We start from the raw sequence: 24,320 nt of genomic DNA on the forward strand, positions 1-24,320 counted from the left end.
AGACGCTCCATTTGAAACCTTGGGCAGGCTTCGTCATGCGTAAAGACATCCGCTGGACCCGCATAGGCCGGTTTTCCCAGGTCACCGCGTTGGCCGTGACCGCGATCATGCTCGCGTCCGGTGGCGCGGCGATCGCGCTCGAAAGCAAGGGGAGCGCACCGGGCTGGTCGCTTGGCCCAGGCCAGAAGGACCAGAGCGTCCCGGTCACGCCGCTCGTCGCCCCGCCGTCGCCGCCGCCGGTGGTGCCCGACGCGAAGGTGACTCCGCCGGTTTGGCCGGGAGCGGCCGAATCGGAGGTCGAAGTGCTCGCCGGCCGTCAGCCGCAAGGGCTCGGCGTCCAGAACGCCGCGAGCGGCACTCCGGTCAAGGTCGGCTGGGCGAAGGCGAAGGACACTGCCGCCGCCAAAAAGGCGCCGAAGGTCCGTGTCCGTGTCGCGGACCAGAAGGCCAGTGAGGCACTCGGACTCCACGGCGTGGTGCTCTCCGTGACCGACACGGGTGTTGGCGCCGAGCCGGTGAGCGTCGCGGTGGACTATCGGGCGTTCGGGAGCGCCTATGGCGGCGGCTGGGCCGATCGGTTGCAGTTGGTGGAACTGCCGGGCTGTGCGCTGGTGACACCGGCGAAGGCCGAGTGCCGGACGAAGACCCCGGTTGCCGGGACGGTGAACGACGGCAAGACGCGGCAGGTCTCGGCCGACGTCGCGCTCGCCGGTGCCGCGCCCCGGGTCTTCGCGGTGACTGCGGCCGCGAGTGGCTCCGCCGGAAACGTGTCCGCCCAGCCGTTGTCCGCGGCCGGGTCCTGGTCCAGCGGCGGGTCTTCCGGAAGCTTCTCCTACAACTATCCGTTCGCTGTCCCGTCCGCGCCCAGCGGCGCGGCGCCGAGCCTCGCGCTTTCGTACTCGTCCAGCGGCGTCGACGGGCTGACCTCCGCGACCAACAACCAGGCGTCCTGGGTCGGCGACGGATGGGACTTCACGCCGGGCGGCTACGTGGTCCGCAACTACCTGCCGTGCAGTGAGGACCTCGGCGGCAACAACGGACAGACCAAGACCGGCGACCAGTGCTGGGGCATCGACAACGCGACCCTCGTCCTCGGCGGGAAGTCGACGGAGCTGATCAAGCTCGCCGGGACGAATCAATGGCGGCCGAAGAACGACGACGGCGCCAAGATCGAACTGCTCAACGGCGCCGCGAACAACGCACAGGACGGGCAGCACTGGAAGGTCACCACCGGCGACGGGACCCAGTACTTCCTGGGACTCAACCGTCCGCCCGGATGGTCGTCCGGGAAAGCCGAGACCCAGTCCACCTGGACGGTCCCGGTGTTCGGCAACAACGACGGCGAAGCCTGCTACAAGCCGAACAACTTCGCCGGTTCGTCCTGCCGTCAGCCGTGGCGCTGGAACCTGGACTACGTGGTGGACCCGCACGGGAACGCCAGCACGTACTACTACCAGCCGGAGATCAACTACTACGGGCTCAACCAGAACGTCACGACGAACGGAACCGAGTACACCGCGGGTGGATACCCCCTGCGGATCGAGTACGGCCTGCGCTTGAAGGACGGCAGCGTCTACGGTTCCGCGCCCACGAACCAGGTCGTCTTCGAAACCGCGGAGCGCTGCCTCCCGTCCGGTGCGGTCACCTGTGCTCCCGCGCAGCTGAATGCGACGACCGCCGCCTCTTGGCCGGACGTCCCGTTCGAACAGATCTGCGCGAAGGACAAACCCTGCGACTACGGGTCACCAGCGTTCTTCACCCGCAAACGGCTGACCACGGTCCGGACGCAGTACAACAACGCGGGCACGCAGACCGATGTCGACGTCTGGAACCTGGCACACACGTTCCCCGGCACCGGAGACGCCTCCCCGTCCGCGCTGTGGCTGTCCTCGGTCACCCACACCGGGAAGGGCGGCGGCGGAAGCATCACCCGCCCCGCCACCACTTTCGGCGGATTCATGTTCGCGAACCGGGTGGACACGGTCAACGACAAGTACTCCCCGATCACCCGTTACCGGGTCAACGAGATCAGGACCGAGACCGGCGGGCGGATCGGTGTCGCCTACTCCGGACCCGACTGCGTCGCGGGGACACGTATGCCCGCGTCACCCGAGACCGACACGATGCGTTGCTACGCGTCGTTCTGGAGTCCGCCGGCGGCGAAGGACCCGGTCCTCGACTGGTTCCACAAGTACGTCGTCACGGACATTTCCGAAGAAGACCTGACGGCCGGTGGGGTCGCGGTCAAGACGCATTACGACTACCTCGGCGACGCCGCCTGGCACTACGACGAAGGTCAGTTCACGCCCAAGGAGCGGAAGACCTGGAGCCAATGGCGTGGCTACGGCGTGGTGCGGACGTCCATCGGCCAGCCGTCCGCCACCCAGACGGTGACGGAGTCGTTGTACCTGCGCGGGATGGACGGCGACCAGCTGCCGAACGGCGGCAAACGCACGGTCTCGGTCGAGGACTCCGAAAAGGGGACGATCGTCGATCAGGATCCCCTGCAAGGGTTCCTCCGGGAGTCCAGGACGTACCTTCCCGGCACGACGACGGTGGACAACGCGGCCATCAACGACCCCTGGGTACGCGGTCCGACGGCGACAAGTGCGGACGGCCTGCTCAAGGCGCATTCGGTGGACACCGCGACCGTGCGAGGCCGCACCCTGCTGTCCGACGGCAAAACCTATCGCCGTAACCAGGTGAACAAGAAGTTCAACGACAACGGTCTCGTCGTCGAGCAGGAGGACCTCGGCGACACCGGCGTCGCCACGGACGACACGTGCACCAAGACGACTTATGTCCCGAACGCCGGGGGGATGTTCGACAAGTCGAGCGAAGTCGTGATGTTCGCCGGGGTCTGTTCGGGTACGGCGACGGCGTCCACGGTCATCACCAACGTCAAGGTCTCCTATGACAAGCAGGCCTTCGGTGCCGCGCCGACGGCGGGCGACATCACACGCACGGACACGCTGAGCGCCTGGGACGCCGCGGGAAAGAAGTTCGTGACGACCGCGACGAACGAGTACGACGCTTACGGCCGTGAGACGTTGTCGACCGACGTGTCCGGCGCGGTGACGAAGACCGCGTATGTGCACAGCGCCGGAGGACAGGTCGCCGAAGTCGCCGTGACGAACCCCCTCGGCTGGGTGACGACGACCACCAAGGAACCCGCGCGGGGAAACCCGCTGTTCTCGGTCGACGTGAACAAGGTCCGCACGGACATCACCTATGACGCGCTGGGACGCAAGACCGCGGTCTGGAATCCGGGGCGCAGCAAGCTCGACGGTGACAAGGCGACGGCGACCTTCGCCTACACCGACGCGGCGACGTCACCGACCGCCGTCCCCACCACGGTGGCGACGAAAGCCTTGCAGGACAACGGCGAGTACACGACGTCGTACGCGATCTATGACGGCCTCGGGCGGACGAGGCAGGCGCAGTCCGCGGCGTCCGGCGGCGGGCGGATCATCAGCGACACCGTCTACGACTCGCGCGGGCTCCCGTTCAAGTCGAACAACGGGTACTTCAACAACGCTTCCGGGCCCGTCGCGAACCTGGTGACCGTCGCGGACAACACGGTGCTGAACCAGACCGTGACGGAGTACGACAGCCGTGCGCGTGCGACGGCGTCGATCCTGATGTCCAAGGGCGTCAAACAGTGGCAGACGTCGACCATCCACGGCGGCGACCGGGTCACGACCATTCCGCCGCGGGGCGCGTCACCGCAGACCGTGGTGACCGACGTCCACGGGCAGACCGTCCAGCGGCTCCTCCACACCGACGGGTACACGCCGGGAGCGGCCAATCCGGCCGACGTCACGAACTACACGTACAACGCCGCGGGCGCCATGACGTCGATGGCCGACGCGGCGGGCAACGTCTGGTCGACCGGGTACGACTTGCGCGGCCGCAAGGTCTGGCAGTCCGATCCGGACGCGGGGAAATCGACCTACACCTACGACGACGGCGGACAGCTGACGTCGAGCACCGATTCGCGTGGCAAGGCCACCTTCTTCAGCTACGACAAGCTGGGACGGAAGACCCAGACCACCGCGGATTCACCCACCGGCACCAAACTGGCGAGCTGGACCTACGACTCGATCACCAACGGGATCGGCCTGCCCGCTTCATCCACCCGGTGGGTGGGCACGGACGCGTACGTCACCCGCGTCGCGGCCTACGACAAGTACGGCAGGCCGACCAAGAAGGCCGTCGACGTCCCAACCGTCGAAAAGGGCTTGGCCGGGACATACGAGTTCAGCACCGCCTACACGGCGACGGGCGCTGTCGCGTCCACGGTGAGCCCGAAGGCGGGCAACCTGCCGCTCGAACACGTACGGCACACGTACAACGAACTCGGGTTGCCGTCGACGTCGTATGCGATCGACTCTTCGGGCACGACCACAAACCTGGTGTCGAAGACCGACTACACCTCTTTCAACGAGATGTCCCGCATGCAGTTCGACGGTGAGAAATCCACCGCGAACGTCGGCGTGACCCAGACCTACGACGAGATCATGCGGCGCCCGCAGACGACCACCGTCAACCGGGCCAGCCAGATCGGATCGCAGCTGACCAACCGGACCTACAGTTACGACCCGGCGGGCAACGTCACGAAGATCTCGGACACCCCGTCAGGTGCGCCGTCCGACACCCAGTGTTTCGAGTACGACTACCAACGGCGCATGACCGAGGCGTGGACTCCGTCCTCGGCTGACTGCGCGACGGCCAAGTCGGCGTCGGCGCTCGGCGGCGCCGCGCCGTACTGGAAGTCGTACTCCTTCGACAAGACCGGCAACCGGACGAAGGAGGTCGACCACAAGTCGACCGGCGACGTCACGAGTACGTCCACCTATCCGGCGGCAGGGCCGACCGCAGTCAAGCCGCACGCTCTGCAGAAGGTGGACACGAGCGGCCCGAACGGCACGTCGACGAGCGGCTACACCTACGACGACGCAGGCTCGATGCTGACGCGGAACGTCGGCGGCGACACCCAGACGTTCAGTTACGACCACGAAGGAAGAACCGCCGGTGTCGCCACGCCGACGGGTGAAAGCAAGTACATCTACGACGCCGAAGGCAATCGGCTCGTCACCCGCGCTCCGACCGGCACCACGCTGGCGATCGGCGACCTAGAGTTGGTCATCACCACCGGCACGACCGGGGTGACCGCGACCCGCTTCTACCAGCACGGCGGGGTTCAGGTCGCGGTGCGCGTCGGTGGATCCGGCCTCAAGTGGATGCTCGGCGACCTCCACGGCACGAACGGCCTGGCGATCTCGGCGGGAACACTCACCCCCACCCAGCGCTACATGGACCCGTTCGGCAACCCACGCGGTCCCGCGCCGTCCACTTGGCCGGACAAACACGGTTTCGTCGGCGGCTATCAGGACGCGACCGGTCTGACCCACCTCGGCGCACGCGAGTACGACCCGGCGCTCGGCCGGTTCACCAAGACCGACCCGGTGCTGGACCCCGCCGTCCCGCAGCTGTGGAACCCGTACGCCTACGCGAACAACTCGCCGGTGACCATGACGGACCCGTCCGGCATGTCGGCCTGCTTCCACATGGGCGAGGACGGCCTGTTCTGCCGCGAGGGCACCGAACAAGCCGACTATTGCACTGCCAAGGCCAGCAAGAGCTGCACCGTGATGGCCAGCTCCCCGTCGTCACCGCAGGGCAAGAAATATGCGGCCGAGCAGCGGGAGAAGGCCAAGCGCGGCTACAACGAGAAGTCCTACAAGGAAGCGCAAGCCGTTGTGAAGAAGTCCAAATGGGACGTCTTCATCGACGCGGCCGGTGAGCTGATCAAGAGCCTCATCGGCTGGGACGACATCATGGGCTGTATCGAGGGCTCGGTCGGCTCGTGCATCAGCACCCTCCTCAACTTCATCCCGTGGGGCAAGATCCTGAAGGTCGGCGAGATCGTAGCCAGCTTCTGGAAGGGCGCGCGGGCTCTAGCGACCTTCGGCCGTGAGGTGGAGAAGGCCCAGAAGGTCATCGCCGACACGGAACGGATCCTCGCCGATGCCGAGATGGCGGCGAACGCGGTCCAAGTTGTGGTCGCCGTCAGCGAAGGTGAGGGCGTCGTCGGCGCCGCGGCCGCGGCCATGGGCGGTGCTGACGGCGGGTCCGGTTGCAACAGCTTCGTCCCCGGTACGCGGGTCCTCATGGCGGATGGCACGACGAAGCCGATCGAGGAAGTGCGGATCGACGATGAAGTGCAGACGACAGATCCGGAGACCGGCGGTGTGGAGCGACGCCGCGTCGTCGGCACCGTCGTGCACGACGACGAGGACGAGCGGACCGAGGTCACCGTCGCGTCCGGTGGCGTTTCCGGCACGATCGTGGCCACGGACTGGCACCTCGTCTGGGTGGAGGAAGCCGATGACTGGGTAGCGATCGGCGACCTGGTCCCCGGGCAGCACCTACACTCGCCGGATGGTCGGTCATCGGTCGTCACCGCGGTTCGGCAGTTCACGCAGGTGTCTCCTGTCCACGACCTCACGATCGATGGCATCCACGCCTTCTACGTCGGCAGCAGTGCGACGAGCGTTCTCGCCCACAACTGCGCGGCCAAGAGAGGGCCGAAGCCGGCCGGCACCGGGCCGCACAACCTGAAAATCGAAGAAGTAGCCAGGACTGTCACGGATGGTGCGGTAGTTGCGGGAGGAGGGGTCTTGCCGGAAAAGGCGATTGAGACCGTCGGCGGTTACAAGAGCAGTCGGCGACCGGATGTTCTCGTTCACCGTCCGAATGGCTCGCGGTACGGTATCAATGTGGGCAAGCAGGCCAAGAGTGGAGCTCCGATCAAACGAGAGGCTCAAGCAATCTCGGACCTCGAAGCCGCTGGAGTCGAGATGCACTTCGTGCCGTATAACTAGGGAATCTTTGTGAAGTTATCACTTCAATTTCATGCTGACCGTGCGGAAGTTGTGGAGTGGGCGATCTCATGGGCTCGAGAGATGGACCTGCACGTCGCGCTGGAGTCCTTTGCTCCTGAGTATCGTGTGGAAACTGTTGGCCTTGAGCGGCTCAGTGCGGGGCTTCCGGATTCTCGTGAAGTAGACCGGCTGTCGCTGAGCTTGCATTCGATCGATTCAAGTGCGGTTTCGTCGTTCGACTTCATGCAGCGCAATCCTGACGTGTTGGTAATTTCGCCAGGTAGTCGTTCCGAGGACTTCCTTCGCGAATCTGATATGGCGGTGATGACTGATGACGCATCGAGTCTGGCCACCTGGAAGACGGTCATGAAGAAAGCTCGAGGTTTGATGATACGTGGTAACGTCTCCATCTTCAATCCAGTTCTGGATATGCAAGGCTACCCCAAAAAAGGCTATTATTCGGCCGCCGCGAGAGAATTGGCTAAATCGGGAACCCGTATGCTCGCGTCCGCTGGCTGGAACGAATACAAGATAGACTGTTGAGCGCCCCATGCGACGATCGTGTGTGGTGGAGACGGTGAAGTGAAGAAATACGCGGAGTGGGGCGCCCCGCCGAACCATGGATATGGGCGGCGGCGGACGGCGCCCGTTATGACCTGACCTGCGATTCACTGTCTCCAGAGGAAGGTTTGACATGGTTTCGCGAGTTCGCTGAAGGTGCTGGTTCTCCTCTCCCTCTGCAAAAGGAAAAATAGAAGCCGACTCGAGCTAAGGCGATATTTTTGACGACGTCGGGTTTCGTTCTCGCCAGGTGCGCTGCTGACTGGAAGGACGAAAACCCTCGCCCTTCCCTGCGTGCTGCTTGACGGTGGCGTCAGTGGGAGGCCTGGTCGAGAAGCTTTCGCTCGAGCACGACCCTCAACCGCCCGCGCTCCGACCGCTCCTGGGCGCGGGTTAGATTCTCGACCATGCTCTTGACCAGGGGGATTCGCCGCGTCCAGGTGAACACATGGGTCCTGCTCGGGGTGGCGGTCGTCTGGCTCGCCTTCAACGTCCGGTGGATCATCGGCTACCGCCAGGGCCAAGTGCTGGAAATCGACGAGGCCGGCTACATCGGCATGGCGCTCAACGACCACTACGCGGCCGTACGCGACGGCGTGCTCGGCTGGATCCAGGCTGTCGAGGCGCCGGGAATCCAGGCTCCCGTCACCCCCGCGCTGACGTCACTGCAATTCTTCGTGACCGGCACCAGCGTGGTCGCAGCCTTCGCCGTGCCGTTGCTCGCCGGTCTAGCGATCATCCTGCTCACGCACGCCATCGCGAACCGGGTGGCGGGCAGGCCGTTCGCGTGGCTCGCCACGGCGCTGGTCGCCACGATGCCCGGCGTGATCGTCGAGGCGAGGGCCTATCATTTCGGCGCGCCCGCGGCCGCCGTGACGCTGGCGGCCGTTTACTTCCTCATCCGCTCCGAAGGCCTGACGAAGACGAAGTCCACGATCGCCTTCGGTGTCTTCGTCGGGCTCATGCCGCTCACGAGGACGATGATCATCGCCTTCGTGCCCGCTCTGGTGCTCGCCGCGTTCATCCAGGCGGTGCTCTCGCCGGACCGCAAGAGAAGCCTGATCCGCTTCGGGATCGCCGCGGTGGCGGCCGCCGGTGTCGCCGCGATCTGGCTGATCCCCAACGGCGCGCAGGTCTACCGGTATCTGACCGGCTTCGGATATGGGCCGCAGTCCGCCGAGTACGGGACCGAAGCGGGGATCTTCAACCCGGCCGCCTGGGCGTACCGGCTGCACCTCCTGACCCTCGAGCAATACCTGCCGCACGTCCTCTTCCTCTGTGCCGGGCTGGTCGTGGCGCTCTTCGTCGCGATCCGCAAGCTGCGGGGAGGGCAGGCGAAGGAGACTGCGAAAGCGATGATCGCTTCGCCGCTGTTCCCGCCCGCGGTGCTCGTGGTGGAAGGGGTGACGGCCTTCGTGACGTCCAAGACCACGGGGAACGGGTTCACCCTGCCGCTGGCCCCGTCGATGCTGCTGGTCGCGTTGTGGGGGCTGTATCGCCTGCATGTCCGGCTGCGCGAGGCGTTGCCGGTGGTGGTCGCGGCGATCAGTGTGGTGGCGCTGGTCCCGCAGCTGGATCTGAGCGCACCGACGGCGCGGTTGTGGGAGGCGGAACTGCCGCTGGTCGGGCGGGTGACCGTCACCGACGGCCGGGGTGTCCCGCAGAAGTACGCGGGACTCGGGGTCGAGACCGATGACCCGGAGCCGGTGAGCGCGGAGGACGCGAAGCAGTGGATCGTCGTGGCCGACTGGGCGGCGCAGGAGATCGTCGACCGGCACGCGATCCGCGGGGTGACGGCGTTCGGTTTCCGTGACCGCATCTTCAACACCAACACGGTGCAGCTGGCCGTGCTCCGGAAGCTGGGGTACGGCGTGGCGGTGCCGCAGATCAGGCCGGTCGAGGCGGGGAACACGCAGCCGGATTACGAGCGCTGGCTGACCCGGTATCAGGACAGCATCTCCGGTGACGCTAGCACCGCTTGCCTGTTGTTCACCGCGACCGGGTTGAACAACGAGTTCCTGCCGAAGGTGGATCCGCCCGCCATGGCGGCCGCCGCGGCGGCTTCGGGATTCACGCCGGTGGCGACGCGGCCCCTACCGAACGGCCGGCTGGTGACCCTTTGGCATCGGCCGCAGCCTGCCTGCGTGCCCTCCTGAGCATGAGGGCGCACCGGATCCACCGGTGCGCCCTCACCCCACCTATGCGCAAATCCGAATTACTACGGTCGTGTGACTCCGCTCACTGAACCTGTAGCACTTAGTAACCAAAAAGAACAACGGGGAAACCGAAGAACAAGAGAGATCAACGTGCCCCATACCCGCCCGAAAAGGTGAGGTGAACGAACCGTGGGGGTCCGGGGGGCTCGGCCCCCGGGGATTATGGCGAGCAGGTCATGGTCCAGGCGTTCCCTGGACACAGAACTCCGCATGCGAGCGGATGACGGGATTCGAACCCGCGACCCTCACCTTGGCAAGGTGATGCGCTACCAGCTGCGCTACATCCGCATGTACCTCACTGCTTCGACACTCGTTTGAAGCAGTGGGACAACCATACACCGACCGTCTGTAGCCGTTTTGACCCACCCCGGCACGTGCTCCGGTGTCACGCCTGGCGTACAAGGGGTGACGACGGCTGCATACCTCCGTATGGTGTCCCCATTCGACCGAATGGTGAGTCCTTCGGGGAGGAGGTGCCTGGCCGGATGACCGAGCAGGGCACGGTGCCGCTTCAGGCGGTCTCGGAATCCGACGAGCAGGCATTGCTCCAGCGGCTCCGCGAGGGGGAGGACGCCGCCTTCGGGGAGCTTTTCGAGCTTCACGCCGCCGCGGTGCGGCGGCTGGCGCGCAGTCTGGCCTCCGATCGGTCGGAGGCGGAGGACATCACGGCCGAAACCTTCTTCCGGGTGCTTCAGGCGCTGCGCCGGGGCGCGGGTCCGCGGGACTATGTCCGGGCGTATCTGCTGACGGTGGCTCGCCGGGTGTCGTGGGAGTGGCATGGCGCGCGTCGTGACGTGCCGGTGAGCGACGACGAGCTGACGTTCCGGGCCGGTGCGGGGGCGGACACGCATGCCCGTACGGCCGAGCATTCGCTGATCACGACCGCTTTCACGAGTTTGCCGGAGCGCTGGCGTTCAGTGTTGTGGCAGACGGAGGTCGAGGGTGAGCAGCCCTCGATGGTCGCGCCGCATTTCGGGTTGAGCGCGAACGCGACGGCGGCGTTGGCGCGCCGGGCGCGGCAGGGGCTGCGGGCGGCGTATCTCCAGGCGCATCTGTCGGTGAACCGCGGGCCGGATTCGTGCCGTGCGGTGGTGGAGAAGCTCGGCGGGTTCACCGCAGGCAGTGTCACCGGTGCCGAAGCTCGCCGGATCAAGGCGCATCTGATCGGGTGTCAGTCCTGCCGGGCCACGCACGACGAGCTGCGTGACGTCTGTTCTTCGCTGCGGGCGCACGCCGGTGTGGTGGCCCTGCTGGTGCCGGGTGCCGTCGGCATCTACGCGAGTGGGTCTTCCGGGGCGTTGTCCGGGCTGGCCGCGTCGGTCAAGGGGATCTTGCTCGGGTCGAAGGTCAAGGTCGGGCTGGCGGTGGCCTCGACGGCCGCCGCGGGCGCGGTCGGGATCGTCGCCGGTCCGGCCGTGTTCGGCACCGACGTCACCCACACCATCGGGTTGTCCGGTGGCGGGCTGCCGGAGCTGGCGTTGCTGCCGGCGCAGGTCGCCCCGCCGGATCAAGGTGGGCCGGTGGAGATCCCGCCGCAGCGGGTCGCCCAGGACCGGTTGCACGGGAAGGGTTTCCAGCCGATCGAGACCGGGCGGGGCCCGGCGGCGGAACTCGGCGTGGCCGACATGCCGAGTCTGCCCAGCGCGGGCAAACCGCGGAAGGAACTCGTCGGCGACGACATTCATCAGCCGCAACCGCAGCAACCCCCGCCTGGCCTGGTTCCCTCGCAGGAGGAGACCTCGCCGCGCAACGAGGGCACGACGGAGACCGGCTCGAACCAGACCACCTCGAAGCGGGACGACATCCCGCCGCCCGAGGGGTCGCTGAGTCCGCCGACGACCACTCCGCGGGAGTCCCCGGATCCGAACAACACGCCGGAGTCGACCACTGACCCGGAAGGGGCCCCCGCGCCGGTGACAGGCACTCCTGAGAGTACGACCGAGACGCCGTCCGGCGAGCCTCCGGAGGACGAGCCGAGCCCGGTGAAGCCCACTTCCCACTATCCGGAACCGGGCGTCGACTACCCGACGTGCCCTTAACGCTCGAGAGGGACATATCGCCTTCGAACTCTCGCGAATCCGGCCGTGGTCACGGTACGGTGGAGATCGCTCACCACGAGCGAGCGGCCGCGCGGGAGGCGACTGAATGAACCGGCTGGTGCACGGCGAGGACGGCCGTGACTGGGTGGTCCGAGCCCAGATGGAATGGCGTGCTCCCGCGACCGCGGACGACTTCGAGCACGATGTGGCCGGCAGCTACGGCCCGGGTATCGCGATGATCGTCGTGACGGCGCTGCTCGCGATCGTGCTCATCATGTGGACGCCCGCGGACGTGATGATCCCGTCCTGGGTTCCGCTGGCCCTTTTGCTGATCGCGTTGTTCTTCCCGCTGCGGTGGATTCTGCGCCGCCCGTGGACCGTGGTCGCCGAGACCGAGGGCGATCTGGCGGGCGACCGGCCGTCCGAACGCTGGGTGGGCACCATCCGGGGCATGTTCACCGTGCGCGGCGAGGTCTCGAAGATCACCAAGACCATCCAGAAGCACTCGCTGCCGGATTTCGACGGCCCGCTGCACCCGGTGGAGTAGTCGAAGCGGCCTGAACGCGCGAGACTGGGGCCATGCCCGAGTTACCCGAGGTCGAAGCGCTCGCTCACCACCTGCGTGAACACGCGGTGGGCAAGACGGTCTTTCGCGTCGACGTGTCGTCCCTCAGTGTCCTGAAGACGGCCACACCGCCGTGGACCGAGCTGCACGGCCGCGAGGTCACCGGGGCCGGTCGCTTCGGCAAGCATCTCGACCTCGTCGCCAGCGATCTCCATCTTGTCGTCCACCTGGCGAGGGCGGGCTGGTTGCGCTGGTCCGACGCGTTGTCGCCGACGCCGCTCAAACCCGGCAAGGGACCGATCTCGCTGCGTGTCCACCTCGACGCCGCCGCCGGGCCGGGCTTCGACCTCACCGAGGCAGGCACGAAGAAGGGACTGGCGGTCTGGATCGTGCGCGATCCCGAGAAGGAGGTCGCCAGCATCGCGAGGCTCGGGCCGGACGCGCTGTCACTGGACCGGGCGGGCCTCGAGAAGCTGTTCGACGGACGCACCGAGCGGTTGAAGACGGCGCTGACCGATCAGTCGCTGATCGCCGGGATCGGCAACGCCTACTCCGACGAGATCATGCACATGGCGCAACTTTCTCCTTACGCCACCACCGGAAAGCTGTCCGAAGGAGCGCTCGACGGGCTCTCGGAGGCCATCCGTGAAGTGCTGACCAGCGCCGTGACGCGTTCGGTCGGCCAGTCGGCGGCCCGGCTCAAGGGGGAGAAGCGGTCCGGGCTGCGGGTGCACGCGCGGACCGGGTTGCCGTGTCCGGTCTGCGGCGACACGATCCGTGAAATCTCGTTCGCGGACAAGTCGTTCCAGTACTGCCCGACCTGCCAGACCGGCGGCAAGCCACTGGCCGACCGGCGGATGTCGCGACTGCTGAAGTGACTCAGCACAGGGCTGCGGCCACAGCCGGGAGCGGACTGCTCGGCAGCGAATCCTCGTGTGCCACCTCCTTCGCCAGGTCGTACACGTTCAACGCCAGCACGATCTGCTTCGAGCCGTCCTCGGTGCTCATCGAGACGCTGTAGAACCCCGGCCCCGCCCCGGTGTTCCCCCAGACCGTCTTCGGACCGCCAGGACACGGCAGGTTGAGCGTCTCGACACCGGCGCCGTACGCACCGAACTCGCTGTGCGGCACCAGTCGCTTGAGTTCGGCTTGCTGCGCGGGCTCCAGGAGCCGTCCCGCCAGCAGCGCGCGATGGAACGTCGCGAGCTCGCCGACCGTCGACACCATCGCGCCCGCGGTCCAGTCGTACGACGGACTGAACACGGTCATGTCCTTCGCGGGCTCGCTCAGGTCGTATCCGTGCAGATGCGGGCCTCGCAAAAACGGCGACCAGACCGGGAAATACGTCCGCTCGAGACCGAGCGGCCCGAGGATCCGCCGCTGGATCTCCTCGCGGACATCGTGGTGGGTGACCTTCTCGATCACCTTTCCCAGCACCAGGAATCCCGTGTTCGAGTACTCGATCCCGGTACCCGGCGCGAACGAGGGCGGATCGACGAGCGACCGCCGGATCACCTCCGATGGCGTGATGACGTGCGCCCGGTCTTCCCGCACGAGGTACGGGTCGAAGAAGTGCGGATCCAGCGGATCGTGCACCCCGCTGGTGTGGTTCAGCAGCATGCGCACCGTGATCTTCTCCGGCTGGTAGCCCGGTCCGCGGACCACGCCGGGGAGTCGCCGCTCGATGGTGTCGTCGAGCGAAAGCGCGCCTTCACCCGCCAGTCGCAGGACCACCGCGGCGACGAACGCCTTGGTGTTGCTGGCGATCCGGAACCGGTGATGCGGTCCCGCGAGTTCACGCGTGACAGGGTTCGCGTACCCGGCGCCGAACCGCGAGACCGCCTCACCGTCCCGGACCTCGGCAACCGCGCCCGGGAATCCCCCTTCCGCGACCAGGTGCCCGACCGCCGCGCGGACCGGATCGTCCGCCGCTGCCGCCGTGCCCGCCGCCACGCTCGCCAGCAGGACTCCCGCCAGCGCACCCGCCGCGAGTTTCCCCGTTCCGCGCATTGTGTTCCTCCCCCGGAAGCGATTGCCTGCGGACAGTCTTCCCGATGCCACGGGGAGTGACCCTGAGGAGAACCCCCGATCTTGGGTAGGGTCGGCCGCACCCTCAGTTGTCACAACTCAACGGAAAGTGGGGAGCAGACCTTGCACCCGGTTGGTCGAGCGCAGAGCATGGACGCCGTGTCCGGGCTCGAGATCGCGCAGATCATCCCTTGGGGTGTCGCGCTGCTCCTCGCGATCCTCGTCGTCGTCCTGCTGATCAAGCTGAGGCGTCCCGCGAGCATCGTGGAGAACGCGGTGCTGCAAGCCGTCCACCGGATGTCGAAGGCGACGCCCGACCTCCGCGAGGGGCTCGACGAACAGGTCGCCGACAAGATCACCAGCCAGCTGCTGGAGATGCTCGACTGCGTCGCCGTCGGCATCACCGACAGCGAGGGCACGCTGCTGTCCTGGGACGGCGAGGCCAACGACCACTACGTCGATCTGGTCGACGCCATCGGCAACGCGATCCGCAAGCACCGCCGCGAGGTCGTCGCGCACGACAAGATGCCGTGCAACCACCGCGGCACCTGCCGGATGCGGACCGCGGTGATCGTGCCGCTGATCGTCGAGGGCGAGACCGAGGCGGCGCTGCTGGTCGTCGGGCGCACACGCGGGCGGCTGGTGCAGATGGCCGACGCGGTCGCCCAGTTCGTCTGCACCCAGTTCGAGCTGGCGCGCCTGGACGAATCGAAGAACCAACTCCAGCAGGCGGAGATCAAGGCGCTGCGCGCGCAGATCTCGCCGCACTTCGTCTACAACGCGCTCAACACGATCTCGTCGCTGATCCGGACAGACCCGGAGGAGGCGCGAGAGCTGCTTCAGGACTTCGCTGACTTCACGCGCTACTCGTTCCGCACGTCGGGCATGTTCACCTCACTCGCCGAGGAACTGCGGAACATCGACCGGTACCTGACCATCGAGAACGCCCGGTTCGGCGGACGGCTCGAGGTGCGGATGAAGATCGCGCCCGAGGTGCTTTCGGTGGTCGTGCCGTTCCTGATCATCCAGCCGCTGGTGGAGAACGCCGTCAAACACGGCCTCGCGTCGAAGCCGTCCGGCGGCTGCGTCACGGTGATCGCCGAGGATTACGGCGCCGAGGCGCTGATCAGCGTCGAGGACGACGGCATCGGCATGGAACCCGCCAAGCTCGCGGATCTCCGCAGCCAGCACCGCACCGGCGCGCACGTCGGCCTCGGCAACATCAACCAGCGGATGCAGCAGGTGTTCGGCCGCGACTACGCGCTCATGGTCGAGACAGCGCCCGGCGCCGGGATGAAGGTGACGCTGCGGGTGCCGAAGTTCATGCCCGGCGTGCGGCCGAACCTGCCGGACTTCTCGGCCGACAGTGCCGCGGTCCCGCCACAGGGTGGTCCGAACGAAGCCAGCGGGGTGACCGGTTCGCGCAGCGGCGTGCTGCCGTCCTGAACGTCGGTAACCTGGCGGTATGAGCGTTGCGGACAAGCTGACCTCCCGTCTCCCGATGATCGGCGAACGGGGTGAGCGCAAGGACGTCGTCGCCGTGGTGAAGCTGCACGGGGTCATCACGCCGACCCCGTCGCCCCTGGCGAGAGGATCGATCAACCTCGCCGCCGTCGAATCGGCGCTGACGCGCGCTTTCGCGCACGACCGGCTGAAGGCCGTCGCGTTGCAGATCAACTCGCCGGGCGGAGCGCCGACGCAGTCGGGCCTGATCGCGGAGCGGATCCGCCAGCTCGCCGACGAGAAGAACGTGCCCGTGCTGGCCTTCGCCGAGGACGTCGCCGCGTCCGGTGGTTACTGGCTGGCCTGCGCGGCCGACGAGATCTACGCGCACCGGACGTCGATGGTCGGCTCCATCGGCGTGATCAGCGGCGGCTTCGGGTTCACCGGTCTGCTGGAACGGTTCGGCATCGAACGGCGGCTGCACACCGCGGGGGCGAACAAGTCCCGGCTCGACCCGTTCAGCCCGGAGAAGCCGGAAGACGTCGAGTGGCTGAAGAGGATGCACGGGCAGCTCCACGAACTGTTCGTCGACTGGGTCACCGGGCGCCGGGGCGAGCGCCTTTCCGGTTCGGACGACCTGTTCAACGGAGACGTCTGGCTGGGTGCCCGCGCGGTCGAACTCGGTCTCATCGACGGCGTCGGCAGCCTCCGCCAGGTGATCACCGAGCGGTACCCGGACGCCGAGATCTCGGTCGCCGAACCGAAGAAGGCGCTGCTGGCGCGGCTCGGCATCGGCGCTCCCGCCGCGGCGAGCGCTCTGCTGGACGCCGTTCAGCACAAGGCCGCCTGGAGCCGCTTCGGTCTCTGACCGCGTTGTTATGAACGGACCTTTCGTAACAAATTTTGTTATGAAAGGTCCGTTCATAACGCCCTAGAGCCGTGACCGCCTCGCCCGGTTCACCCGAACGGTGGTAGGCGTAAGTGGTTCAGACCAGGTGTCATATCGGACATACCGCTTTGTTGTGAACGGCAACAAACCCTCGGCAGTGTTGACGAGGAGGTCCGATGTCCGTTACTGAACGTCGCGATCGGCGGCGCGTTCCCGGACAACAACTTCGGCACCACGACCACGGGTTCTCCCGGCGGTGGCAGCGCGTACGGCACGATCCAAGCCGAGTCCTGTGGCCAGGCCGCCGGGAGCGCCAAACAGGCCACGTCCGGCGGCCAGAACATCGGCCCGGCGGGCAACGGCGACCGGGCGCTGTATCAAGGCGTCGACTTCGGGACGCGGACCGGCAGGCAGTTCCAGGCGCGGGTGGCGGGCGGCGTGAGCGGACTCGTGGAGGTGCGGCTCGACAGCCGGTCGAACGCGCCTGTCGGCAGCTTCGCCGTCGGCGACACCGGAGGCCGGCAGAACTGGCGGACCGTTCCGGCGAACATCAGCGGGATCACCGGGAAGCACGACGTCTACCTGACCTTCGCGAGCGGGCAGCCCGCCGATCTCGTGAGCGTCAACTGGTTCACCTTCACCCCGTGAAGGAAGAGATGTGGCACGGCTAGGCGGTTCGTGTCACCGGAAAAGATGACGGCACCGGTCACCCCAGGCGCGGGGGTGCCGGTGCCGTCCTTTCGTTCGACTTTCGTGAAGCGGGCTGGACAGGGAACCCGGCAATGGGCATTATGCGACTCACTGTGAGTGCTCACGATGACACCCGGAAGCTCATTGTCCTTGCGGTGGACGATGAGCCCAAAGGGCTAGACGAACTGGTTCACTGTCTCCGGAACAGCCCGCACGTCGCCCTGGTCTTCCCGGCGATCGACGCTTCGGAGGCGCTGCGCCTGCTGTCCACCGACGACCCGAGGCTCGGCGACCGCAAGGCGCGCGGCCTCCCGATCGTGGACGCGGTGTTCGCTGACATCGACATGCCAGGACTGTCCGGCATGGAGATGTCCCGCGTGTTCGCCGCGCTACGTCCGTCACCGGCGCTGGTGTTCGTGACCGGGCACGCCGAAGAGGCGGTCAACGCCTTCGACCTCGGCGCGCTCGACTACGTGCTTAAGCCGTACCAGCAGGACAGGCTCGACCGCGCGATCGTCCGCGTGATCGACAAACTCGCCGCCAACGCTGCGCCGCAGCGGGGCGGTCCCGAGGGGACGGGGCTCGTCCAGAACGACGACGAGGTCATCCCCGTCGAGCTCGCGGGCACCACGAAGCTGATCCCGCGGTCTTCGGTCCGGTGGGTCGAAGCGCAGGGTGACTACGCCCGGTTGTTCACCACCGACGGCAGCCACCTGGTCCGCATCCCGCTCGCGCAACTCGAAGAGCGCTGGGAGAAGGCGGGTTTCGTCCGGATCCACCGGTCGTTCCTGGTCTCGCTGCCGCTGGTCACCGAGTTGCGGATGGGGCAGGGCGGTTACCAGGTCGTCATCGGCAACGAGGAGAAGGTGCTGCCGGTGAGCCGCCGCCACACGCGCGCGCTCAAGGACCGGCTCGTCGGCGCCAACCGGTCGACGTAGCGGCGGGACATGACCGACGACTTCTACCGCCGCGTCAACGGCGTCCGCGAACCGGACCCGACGCTGGGCAAGGGCAGGCACAAGAAACCGCCGCAGCCCGAAGGTGCCGTCGTCGAGCCCGTGCCGGGTGCGCCGTCCGGCCCGAAGCACGAGCAGGCGAAGCCCGAACACCACGCGAAACCCAAGCGGCAGCGAGTGATCCTCGCCGATCCGCGGCAGGCCACGAGCACCCTGCGGGCCAGGGTCGAACTCGAAGAGCAGACCAGCTGGGGAAAGCTCCTCGTCCGGGATCTGGTGAAGAGCCAGCTGCGGACGGCCTCTCTGCTGGCGCTGCTGGTGATGGTGACGCTGTGTTCGCTTCCGGTGCTGTTCTATCTGATCCCGTCGTTCGGGCGGGTGGTCGTCGTCGGCATTCCGTTGCCCTGGTTGATCCTCGGGGTGGCACCGTTTCCGTTCCTGTTCGGCATCGGGCTCTGGTACAACCGGCTCGCCGAACGCCATGAACGCGACTTCGTCGACATGATCGAGAACTGATCGCGGAGCCGCACATGCGAGGATTCGTGCCGTGCAGCTGAATCCGTGGGCCATCGCCGGCATCGTGCTGGTAGCGGTCCTGACCTTCTACCTGGGGCATCGCTCCTCGAGGTCGGCCGTCAGCACGCACGACTTCCTCGTCGCCCGCCGCACCGTGCGTTCCCGGCGCAACGCCGCCGCGATCTCCGGCGAGTACCTGTCCGCCGCGTCGTTCATGGGTGTCGCGGGCATCGTGCTCAAGGACGGCGCCGACGCGCTGTGGTTCCCGATCGGCTTCACCGCGGGGTATCTCGCGCTGATGCTGTTCGTCGCCGCGCCGCTGCGGCGGTCCGGCGCGTACACGCTGCCGGACTTCGTCGAGATGCGGCTGGGCTCGACCATGCTGCGCCGGGTTTCGACGGCGTTCGTGGTGTTCATCGGGATCCTCTACATGGTCCCGCAGCTGCAGGGCGCCGGGCTGACGTTGACGACCATCCTGCCGGTGCCGGTGTGGGCCGGAGCGCTTCTGGTCACCTTCGTGGTCGGCTTCAACGTGATCGCGGGCGGGATGCGCGCCATCACCGTCGTCCAGGCGTTCCAGTACTGGCTCAAGCTGTTCGCCATCGCGGTGCCGACGTTCGTCCTGTGCATCGTGTTCGTCGGCTCCGGCGGTCCGGGCAGCGCGCGCCCGCTGGGGCAGCCCGCGCCGCCGATGTTCACCGAGAACACCACCATCTCCGTTCAGACCGACGTCACGCTGAAGGTCACCTCGGTCACCGTCCTCGAGGCGTACGGCCAGGTGGAAGGCGCGCGGGCCAACGGTTTCGCGGTGTGGACACCGGAAGCCGGGCACAAGGTCGCCAAGGGCACGACGCTGAAGTTCACCGCGGGCACCCCGGTCCCGGTGGTCAGTGACGCGCCCGCCTCCAACGGCGACTGGCTGCGGCCGGGTTCGGGTAGTCTCACGGATCTCTTGCAGGTCTATTCGCTGATCCTCGCGACGTTCCTCGGGACCATGGGCCTGCCGCACGTCCTGGTCCGCTTCTACACCAACCCCGACGGCAAGGCCGCGCGCCGCACGACGGTGCACGTCCTGTTGCTGCTCGGCCTGTTCTACCTGTTCCCGACGCTGCTGGGCGCGCTTTCGCGGATGTACGTCCCGGAACTGCTGGTGACCGGGAAGACCGACGCGGCCGTCCTGCTGCTGCCGTCCGCGGTCCTCCCCGGGCTCTGGGGGCAGATCCTGGGTGCGGTGACCGCGGCAGGCGCGTTCGCCGCGTTCCTCTCCAGTTCGTCGGGGCTGCTGGTGAGTGTCGCCGGGGTGGTGTCCACCGACCTGCTGCCCGGCCGGGTCCGCGACTTCCGGGTGGCGACGGCGATCGTGGCGCTGATCCCGCTCGCGCTGGCGGTGCTGCTGCCGTCGGAGGACCTCTCGCTTTCGGTCGGGATGTCGTTCGCGCTGGCCGCGTCCACGTTCAGTCCGCTGCTGCTGCTCGGGGTCTGGTGGCGGAAGCTCAGCTGGCCCGGCGCGCTGGCCGGGATGCTCGTCGGCGGCGGTCTGGTGCTGACCGCGCTGGTGGTCAACGTCGTCAGCAAGTACACCGGTGGCTGGGCGCCGTGGTTCTCGAACCAGCCCGCGCTGATCACCGTGCCCGCCGCGTTCCTGACCACCTACGTGGTGAGCCGCGCGACCGGGTACGGACGGCCGGACGACGTCCACGGCGTGATGCTGCGGCTGCACGCGCCCGACCCGCTCGGGTTCATGCGCGATCGCGCGGTCGCCCGGTTCGGGCAGGCCGAAGAGAAGGCGCGGACGGCCGGAAAGGGTCGTCACCGGAAGTAGTTCACCCGGTCGTGTCCCCACCGTCTACTCAGAGTTGTACCGTTCACTCAAATGGATTGCCCCTCACCCGCCCTATAAGGGGCATGATCTTCCGTGACACCGATATGCGAGTGGTTGCGTCAGGTGGGAGGTCCGAAGTGAGTGATACCGATCAAGACCTCGGGTCCGATCCGGAATCCGACTGGGAAAAGGTGCAGGCGAGTCCGGAATTCACCGAGCTGCGACGACGGCTCCGGGTATTCGTTTTCCCGATCTCCGCGCTGTTCCTGCTCTGGTATCTGCTCTACGTGCTCCTCGCCGACTACGCGACCGCGTTCATGAGCACCAAACTCTTCGGCAACATCACCGTCGGCCTGGTCTTCGGCCTGTTGCAGTTCGTGTCGACCTTCGTGATCACCGGCCTTTATGTCCGGTATGCGAACCGGAAACTCGATCCGCTCGCCGACAAGATCCGGCACGAGGTCGAAGGGACCGAACGGTGAGCACACTGGCCGCGGGCGTCCAGGGCAGTGATCCGGCGCTCAACATCACCATTTTCGCGGTGTTCGTCGCGATCACCCTCGTGATCGTTTTCCGGGCCAGCCGGAATACGAAGACCGCTTCCGACTACTACGCCGCGGGCCGCGCGTTCACCGGTCCGCAGAACGGGATCGCGATCTCGGGCGATTACCTTTCCGCGGCGTCGTTCCTGGGTATCGCCGGTGCCATCGCGATCAACGGCTACGACGGTTTCCTCTACTCGATCGGGTTCCTCGTCGCGTGGCTGGTGGCGTTGCTGCTGGTCGCGGAACTCCTTCGCAACACCGGCAAGTTCACCATGGGCGACGTCCTCGCCTTCCGGATGCGGCAGCGCCCGGTCCGCGCGGCGGCCGCGATCTCCACCCTCGCCGTCTCGTTCTTCTACCTGCTGGCGCAGATGGCAGGCGCGGGCGGCCTGGTGAACCTGCTGCTCGGCATCGAGGGGAACCTCGGCCAGGACCTGGTGATCGCCGTCGTCGGCGTGATCATGATCCTGTACGTGCTGATCGGCGGGATGAAGGGCACCACCTGGGTACAGATCATCAAGGCCGTCCTGCTGATCGCGGGCACGTTTGCGATGACGCTGTGGGTGCTCGGGAAGTACGGCTTCAACCTTTCCAGCCTGTTCCAGGCCGCCGTCGACAAGGGCGGCGCGACCGGTGAAGCGCTGCTCGGGCCGGGCAAGCAGTACGGCAAGACCGAGACGACCAAGCTGGACTTCCTGTCACTGGGCATCGCGCTGGTGCTCGGTACCGCGGGCCTGCCGCACGTCCTGATGCGCTTCTACACGGTGCCGACGGCGAAGGACGCGCGCCGATCGGTGGTCTGGGCGATCGCGCTGATCGGCATCTTCTACCTGTTCACGCTGGTGCTCGGCTACGGCGCGGGCGCGCTCGTCGGCCCGGACGTGATCGCGAAAGCGCCGGGCACGACCAACTCCGCGGCGCCGCTGCTGGCGCTCGAACTGGGCGGTCCGGTGCTGCTCGGGTTCATCGCGGCGGTGGCGTTCGCGACGATTCTCGCGGTGGTCGCGGGCCTGACGATCACGGCGTCGGCGTCGTTCGCGCACGACGTCTACGCCAGCGTGATCAAGAAGGGCAAGACCGACGCCGACAGCGAGGTCCGCGTCGCGCGGATCACCGCGCTGGTGATCGGGGCGGTCGCGATCGTCGGCGGGATCCTCGCGAAGAACCAGAACGTGGCCTTTCTGGTGGCGCTGGCGTTCGCGGTGGCGGCGTCGGCGAANNAAGGCGTCGACTTCCACTGGTTCCCCCTCGACAACCCCGGCATCGTCTCCATCCCCATCGCCTTCTTCCTCGGCTGGCTCGGCACCGTCCTGTCCACAGAACACAACCAGAAGAAGTACGCCGAGATGGAGGTCCGCTCCCTCACCGGTGTGGGAGCGGAGAAGGCGACCCAGCACTGAGATCCGCTTCACGCGCGCGCAACGGGAGGGGATGCGAGGATGGCAGGGTGGTGAGCCCTGCTGACATCCCGACCGTCGCCGTCCGTGATCTGCCGAAGGACGGCGTCGCGCTGCTCGATGTCCGCGAGGACGACGAGTGGGCCGCCGGGCACGCGCCGGGCGCCAAGCACATCCCGATGGGTGACCTGCCCGCGCGCGTCGGCGAACTCGACGATCTGCCCGACGACCAGCCGGTCTACGTGATCTGCCGCAGCGGTGGGCGCTCCGCCCGCGCCGCCGCGTGGCTCAACGCGAGTGGCTGGGACGCGGTGAACGTCGCCGGCGGGATGGGGTCCTGGCAGCAGGAGGGGCGCCCGATGGTCGGCGACCATCCCGGCGTCGACCCCGAAGTGCTGTAACCGTGCAGCCAGGCCACTACCCACCAAGGGCACCACTGCCGCCGGTGCGTCCGGCGCCGATGCGGCAGCCGGCGCATCATCGCGTCCGTTGGGTCGCGTCGCCGCCTCCCGGCGCTTGGCCGCCGAGGCGCGACCCCGTGGCCGAGCGCTACTCCGGACCGCCGTCGTACCCGGTCCCGCCGCGGTGGGGCTTCCCGAACCTGGTCTGGCGCCGCCCGACCGCGGTCCCCGGCACGGCCTCCGGCGAGGTCACGCCGGGCGAGCGGCTGCGGGTGATCACGCGCAGTCTCCTGCCGGTGCTGTGGACCTTCACCGTACTGGCGCTCGCCGCCGCGGCCTCCGAGATCTGGCGTTACGTCCTGCTCGTGCAGAGCCGCGACTCGGCGTTGTCGACCTCCGTCGTCACGGTTTCCGACAGTTTCGTGATCACCACCGGCCTGCTCACGACGATCCTTTCGCTGCTGCCGTCGGGGCTCACCGTGTGGTGGCTGCTCGTGGCGAGGCACGCCGCCGCGGACGTCTCCGGCGAGGTGCCGCCGAGGCGGCAGCGGCAGGTGCTGACGTTCGTGCTGGTGCCGGTGGTGAACCTGATCATGGTGCTGCCGATCGTCGCCGAACTCGAACACGCCGTCCTGCGCCGGACGCCGGAAACGCGGCCGAAGCCGTCGCGGCTCGTGCTGGTGTGGTGGGGCGTCTGGATGCTGAACTGGCTGCTGCTCGTCCTCGTCATCGTCTGGCGGTTCCGCGACGGTGTCCAGGCGCTGGCCGACGGCGTCGTGCTGGTCGCGCTGACCGACCTGGCAGCGGCCGGGTTGGCGGTGGTGACGGCTCTGCTCGTGAAGCGCATGTCCGGCCTGCTGGCACCTGTCGCGGAGAAGAAGCTCCGCCTGCTTCGCGTGCTGAAGGTGGAGGGTGCTCCGGATCCGGAACGGCGCGAGCGTCCCGCCTCTTCCGTGCGCTGACCTGCGGAAAGAGAGCAAGGGACCTTTGCTGTCGCGCGCGGTGAGCCAGGTCACCGTTGACCTCCAGCTCACTCGAGGTCCGAGACTGGTGATCATGAGCGACGACGGCGTCACCTTCATCAATGTCTTCGAGATTCCCGCCGACCGCGTGGACGAGTTCGTCGAGACGTGGCGCGAGCGCGCGAAGCTGATGCGGGACGCGCCCGGCTTCCGTGATGCCAAGCTCCACCGCGCGCTGCTGCCGGATTCACGTTTCCAGCTCGTCAACGTCACGCACTACGACAGCCGGGAAGCCTGGGAGGCGGCCGGGAAGAACCAGGTGTTCAAGGCGTCGACCGAACGCGCCGCGGAGGTCGCCACCCCCAACGCCGCGCTCTACGAGGTCGTCGTCGAGTACCCCTAG

18 protein-coding genes and 1 tRNA gene are annotated in these 24,320 nt (G+C 67.2%); 17 read left to right on the forward strand and 2 right to left on the reverse strand.

Annotated elements, in window-relative coordinates:
* Positions 1–35 precede the first annotated feature (35 nt).
* The 3 genes from BS329_RS26495 to BS329_RS26500 all read left to right on the forward strand — a co-directional run bounded on the left by BS329_RS26495 (position 36) and on the right by BS329_RS26500 (position 9,604).
* Positions 36–6,887 carry an RHS repeat-associated core domain-containing protein gene (locus tag BS329_RS26495; RefSeq protein ID WP_076163967.1) on the forward strand — a complete coding sequence of 2,284 codons (6,852 nt, stop codon included), beginning with the start codon at positions 36–38 and terminating at the stop codon, positions 6,885–6,887.
* An 81-nt stretch (positions 6,888–6,968) separates the two neighbouring features.
* Entirely contained in the window at positions 6,969–7,430 is a 462-nt protein-coding gene (locus BS329_RS42795) for a hypothetical protein (protein WP_143253209.1), read from the forward strand.
* Between the two features lie 425 nt (positions 7,431–7,855).
* Positions 7,856–9,604, forward strand: coding sequence for a glycosyltransferase family 39 protein (locus tag BS329_RS26500; protein ID WP_244197301.1), 1,749 nt, complete (start codon positions 7,856–7,858; stop codon positions 9,602–9,604).
* 275 nt (positions 9,605–9,879) lie between these two features.
* Here the strand turns inward: BS329_RS26500 and BS329_RS26505 are convergent.
* A tRNA-Gly gene (locus BS329_RS26505) sits at positions 9,880–9,952 on the reverse strand.
* Between the two features lie 197 nt (positions 9,953–10,149).
* Between BS329_RS26505 and BS329_RS26510 the strand changes: the two genes are divergently transcribed.
* The 3 genes from BS329_RS26510 to BS329_RS26520 all read left to right on the forward strand — a co-directional run bounded on the left by BS329_RS26510 (position 10,150) and on the right by BS329_RS26520 (position 13,146).
* Entirely contained in the window at positions 10,150–11,703 is a 1,554-nt protein-coding gene (locus BS329_RS26510) for a sigma-70 family RNA polymerase sigma factor (protein WP_076163968.1), read from the forward strand.
* A gap of 106 nt (positions 11,704–11,809) precedes the next feature.
* The gene (locus tag BS329_RS26515) at positions 11,810–12,250 is read left to right on the forward strand and encodes a DUF983 domain-containing protein (protein WP_076163969.1); all 441 of its coding nucleotides are present in this window, start codon (positions 11,810–11,812) and stop codon (positions 12,248–12,250) included.
* 32 nt (positions 12,251–12,282) lie between these two features.
* Positions 12,283–13,146: an Fpg/Nei family DNA glycosylase gene (locus BS329_RS26520; protein ID WP_076163970.1), complete on the forward strand. Its 864-nt coding sequence runs from the start codon at positions 12,283–12,285 to the stop codon at positions 13,144–13,146.
* Between the two features lies 1 nt (position 13,147).
* Here the strand turns inward: BS329_RS26520 and BS329_RS26525 are convergent, their stop codons facing one another.
* Entirely contained in the window at positions 13,148–14,278 is a 1,131-nt protein-coding gene (locus tag BS329_RS26525; protein ID WP_076163971.1) for a serine hydrolase domain-containing protein, read from the reverse strand.
* Positions 14,279–14,446: 168 nt separating this feature from the next.
* Here BS329_RS26525 and BS329_RS26530 point away from each other — a divergent pair, with 168 nt between their 5' ends.
* From BS329_RS26530 to BS329_RS26580, 11 genes are all read left to right on the forward strand, one after another.
* Positions 14,447–15,742 (forward strand): histidine kinase, encoded by a 1,296-nt coding sequence (locus tag BS329_RS26530; RefSeq protein WP_076163972.1) that lies wholly within the window; start codon positions 14,447–14,449, stop codon positions 15,740–15,742.
* A gap of 19 nt (positions 15,743–15,761) precedes the next feature.
* Positions 15,762–16,607 (forward strand): S49 family peptidase, encoded by an 846-nt coding sequence (locus tag BS329_RS26535; protein ID WP_076163973.1) that lies wholly within the window; start codon positions 15,762–15,764, stop codon positions 16,605–16,607.
* Positions 16,608–16,904: 297 nt separating this feature from the next.
* Positions 16,905–17,276: a carbohydrate-binding protein gene (locus tag BS329_RS26540; RefSeq protein ID WP_244197327.1), complete on the forward strand. Its 372-nt coding sequence runs from the start codon at positions 16,905–16,907 to the stop codon at positions 17,274–17,276.
* A gap of 143 nt (positions 17,277–17,419) precedes the next feature.
* Positions 17,420–18,256 (forward strand): LytR/AlgR family response regulator transcription factor, encoded by an 837-nt coding sequence (locus BS329_RS26545; RefSeq protein ID WP_076163974.1) that lies wholly within the window; start codon positions 17,420–17,422, stop codon positions 18,254–18,256.
* Between the two features lie 9 nt (positions 18,257–18,265).
* Positions 18,266–18,790, forward strand: a complete 525-nt coding sequence (locus BS329_RS26550; RefSeq protein WP_076163975.1) for a DUF485 domain-containing protein — start codon at positions 18,266–18,268, stop codon at positions 18,788–18,790.
* 31 nt (positions 18,791–18,821) lie between these two features.
* Entirely contained in the window at positions 18,822–20,612 is a 1,791-nt protein-coding gene (locus tag BS329_RS26555; RefSeq protein ID WP_076163976.1) for a sodium/solute symporter, read from the forward strand.
* Between the two features lie 137 nt (positions 20,613–20,749).
* Positions 20,750–21,094: a DUF485 domain-containing protein gene (locus BS329_RS26560; RefSeq protein WP_076163977.1), complete on the forward strand. Its 345-nt coding sequence runs from the start codon at positions 20,750–20,752 to the stop codon at positions 21,092–21,094.
* Positions 21,091–22,557: a solute symporter family protein gene (locus tag BS329_RS26565; RefSeq protein ID WP_076163978.1), complete on the forward strand. Its 1,467-nt coding sequence runs from the start codon at positions 21,091–21,093 to the stop codon at positions 22,555–22,557. The genes BS329_RS26560 and BS329_RS26565 overlap by 4 nt, the downstream gene beginning before the upstream one ends.
* Positions 22,558–22,604: 47 nt before the next feature.
* A complete protein-coding gene (locus BS329_RS26570) occupies positions 22,605–22,955 on the forward strand; it encodes a rhodanese-like domain-containing protein (RefSeq protein WP_076163979.1) in 351 nt (116 codons plus the stop codon).
* Between the two features lie 35 nt (positions 22,956–22,990).
* Complete coding sequence (locus tag BS329_RS26575) at positions 22,991–23,917, forward strand: DUF4328 domain-containing protein (protein ID WP_084750294.1); 927 nt, start codon at positions 22,991–22,993, stop codon at positions 23,915–23,917.
* 94 nt (positions 23,918–24,011) lie between these two features.
* On the forward strand, positions 24,012–24,320 hold the full coding sequence (locus tag BS329_RS26580) for an antibiotic biosynthesis monooxygenase family protein (RefSeq protein ID WP_076164428.1): 309 nt from the start codon (positions 24,012–24,014) through the stop codon (positions 24,318–24,320).

This window comes from Amycolatopsis coloradensis (genome assembly GCF_001953865.1).
GTDB lineage: Bacteria > Actinomycetota > Actinomycetes > Mycobacteriales > Pseudonocardiaceae > Amycolatopsis > Amycolatopsis coloradensis.

Excerpts from the sequence above, each read along its gene's own strand:
- BS329_RS26495 (WP_076163967.1), top strand. The coding sequence starts at position 36 with ATGCGTAAAGACATCCGCTGGACCCGCATAGGCCGGTTTTCCCAGGTC.
- BS329_RS42795 (WP_143253209.1), top strand. The coding sequence starts at position 6,969 with ATGGACCTGCACGTCGCGCTGGAGTCCTTTGCTCCTGAGTATCGTGTG.
- BS329_RS26500 (WP_244197301.1), top strand. The coding sequence starts at position 7,856 with ATGCTCTTGACCAGGGGGATTCGCCGCGTCCAGGTGAACACATGGGTC.
- BS329_RS26510 (WP_076163968.1), top strand. The coding sequence starts at position 10,150 with ATGACCGAGCAGGGCACGGTGCCGCTTCAGGCGGTCTCGGAATCCGAC.
- BS329_RS26515 (WP_076163969.1), top strand. The coding sequence starts at position 11,810 with ATGAACCGGCTGGTGCACGGCGAGGACGGCCGTGACTGGGTGGTCCGA.
- BS329_RS26520 (WP_076163970.1), top strand. The coding sequence starts at position 12,283 with ATGCCCGAGTTACCCGAGGTCGAAGCGCTCGCTCACCACCTGCGTGAA.
- BS329_RS26525 (WP_076163971.1), bottom strand. The coding sequence starts at position 14,278 with ATGCGCGGAACGGGGAAACTCGCGGCGGGTGCGCTGGCGGGAGTCCTG.
- BS329_RS26530 (WP_076163972.1), top strand. The coding sequence starts at position 14,447 with ATGGACGCCGTGTCCGGGCTCGAGATCGCGCAGATCATCCCTTGGGGT.
- BS329_RS26535 (WP_076163973.1), top strand. The coding sequence starts at position 15,762 with ATGAGCGTTGCGGACAAGCTGACCTCCCGTCTCCCGATGATCGGCGAA.
- BS329_RS26545 (WP_076163974.1), top strand. The coding sequence starts at position 17,420 with ATGCGACTCACTGTGAGTGCTCACGATGACACCCGGAAGCTCATTGTC.
- BS329_RS26550 (WP_076163975.1), top strand. The coding sequence starts at position 18,266 with ATGACCGACGACTTCTACCGCCGCGTCAACGGCGTCCGCGAACCGGAC.
- BS329_RS26580 (WP_076164428.1), top strand. The coding sequence starts at position 24,012 with ATGAGCGACGACGGCGTCACCTTCATCAATGTCTTCGAGATTCCCGCC.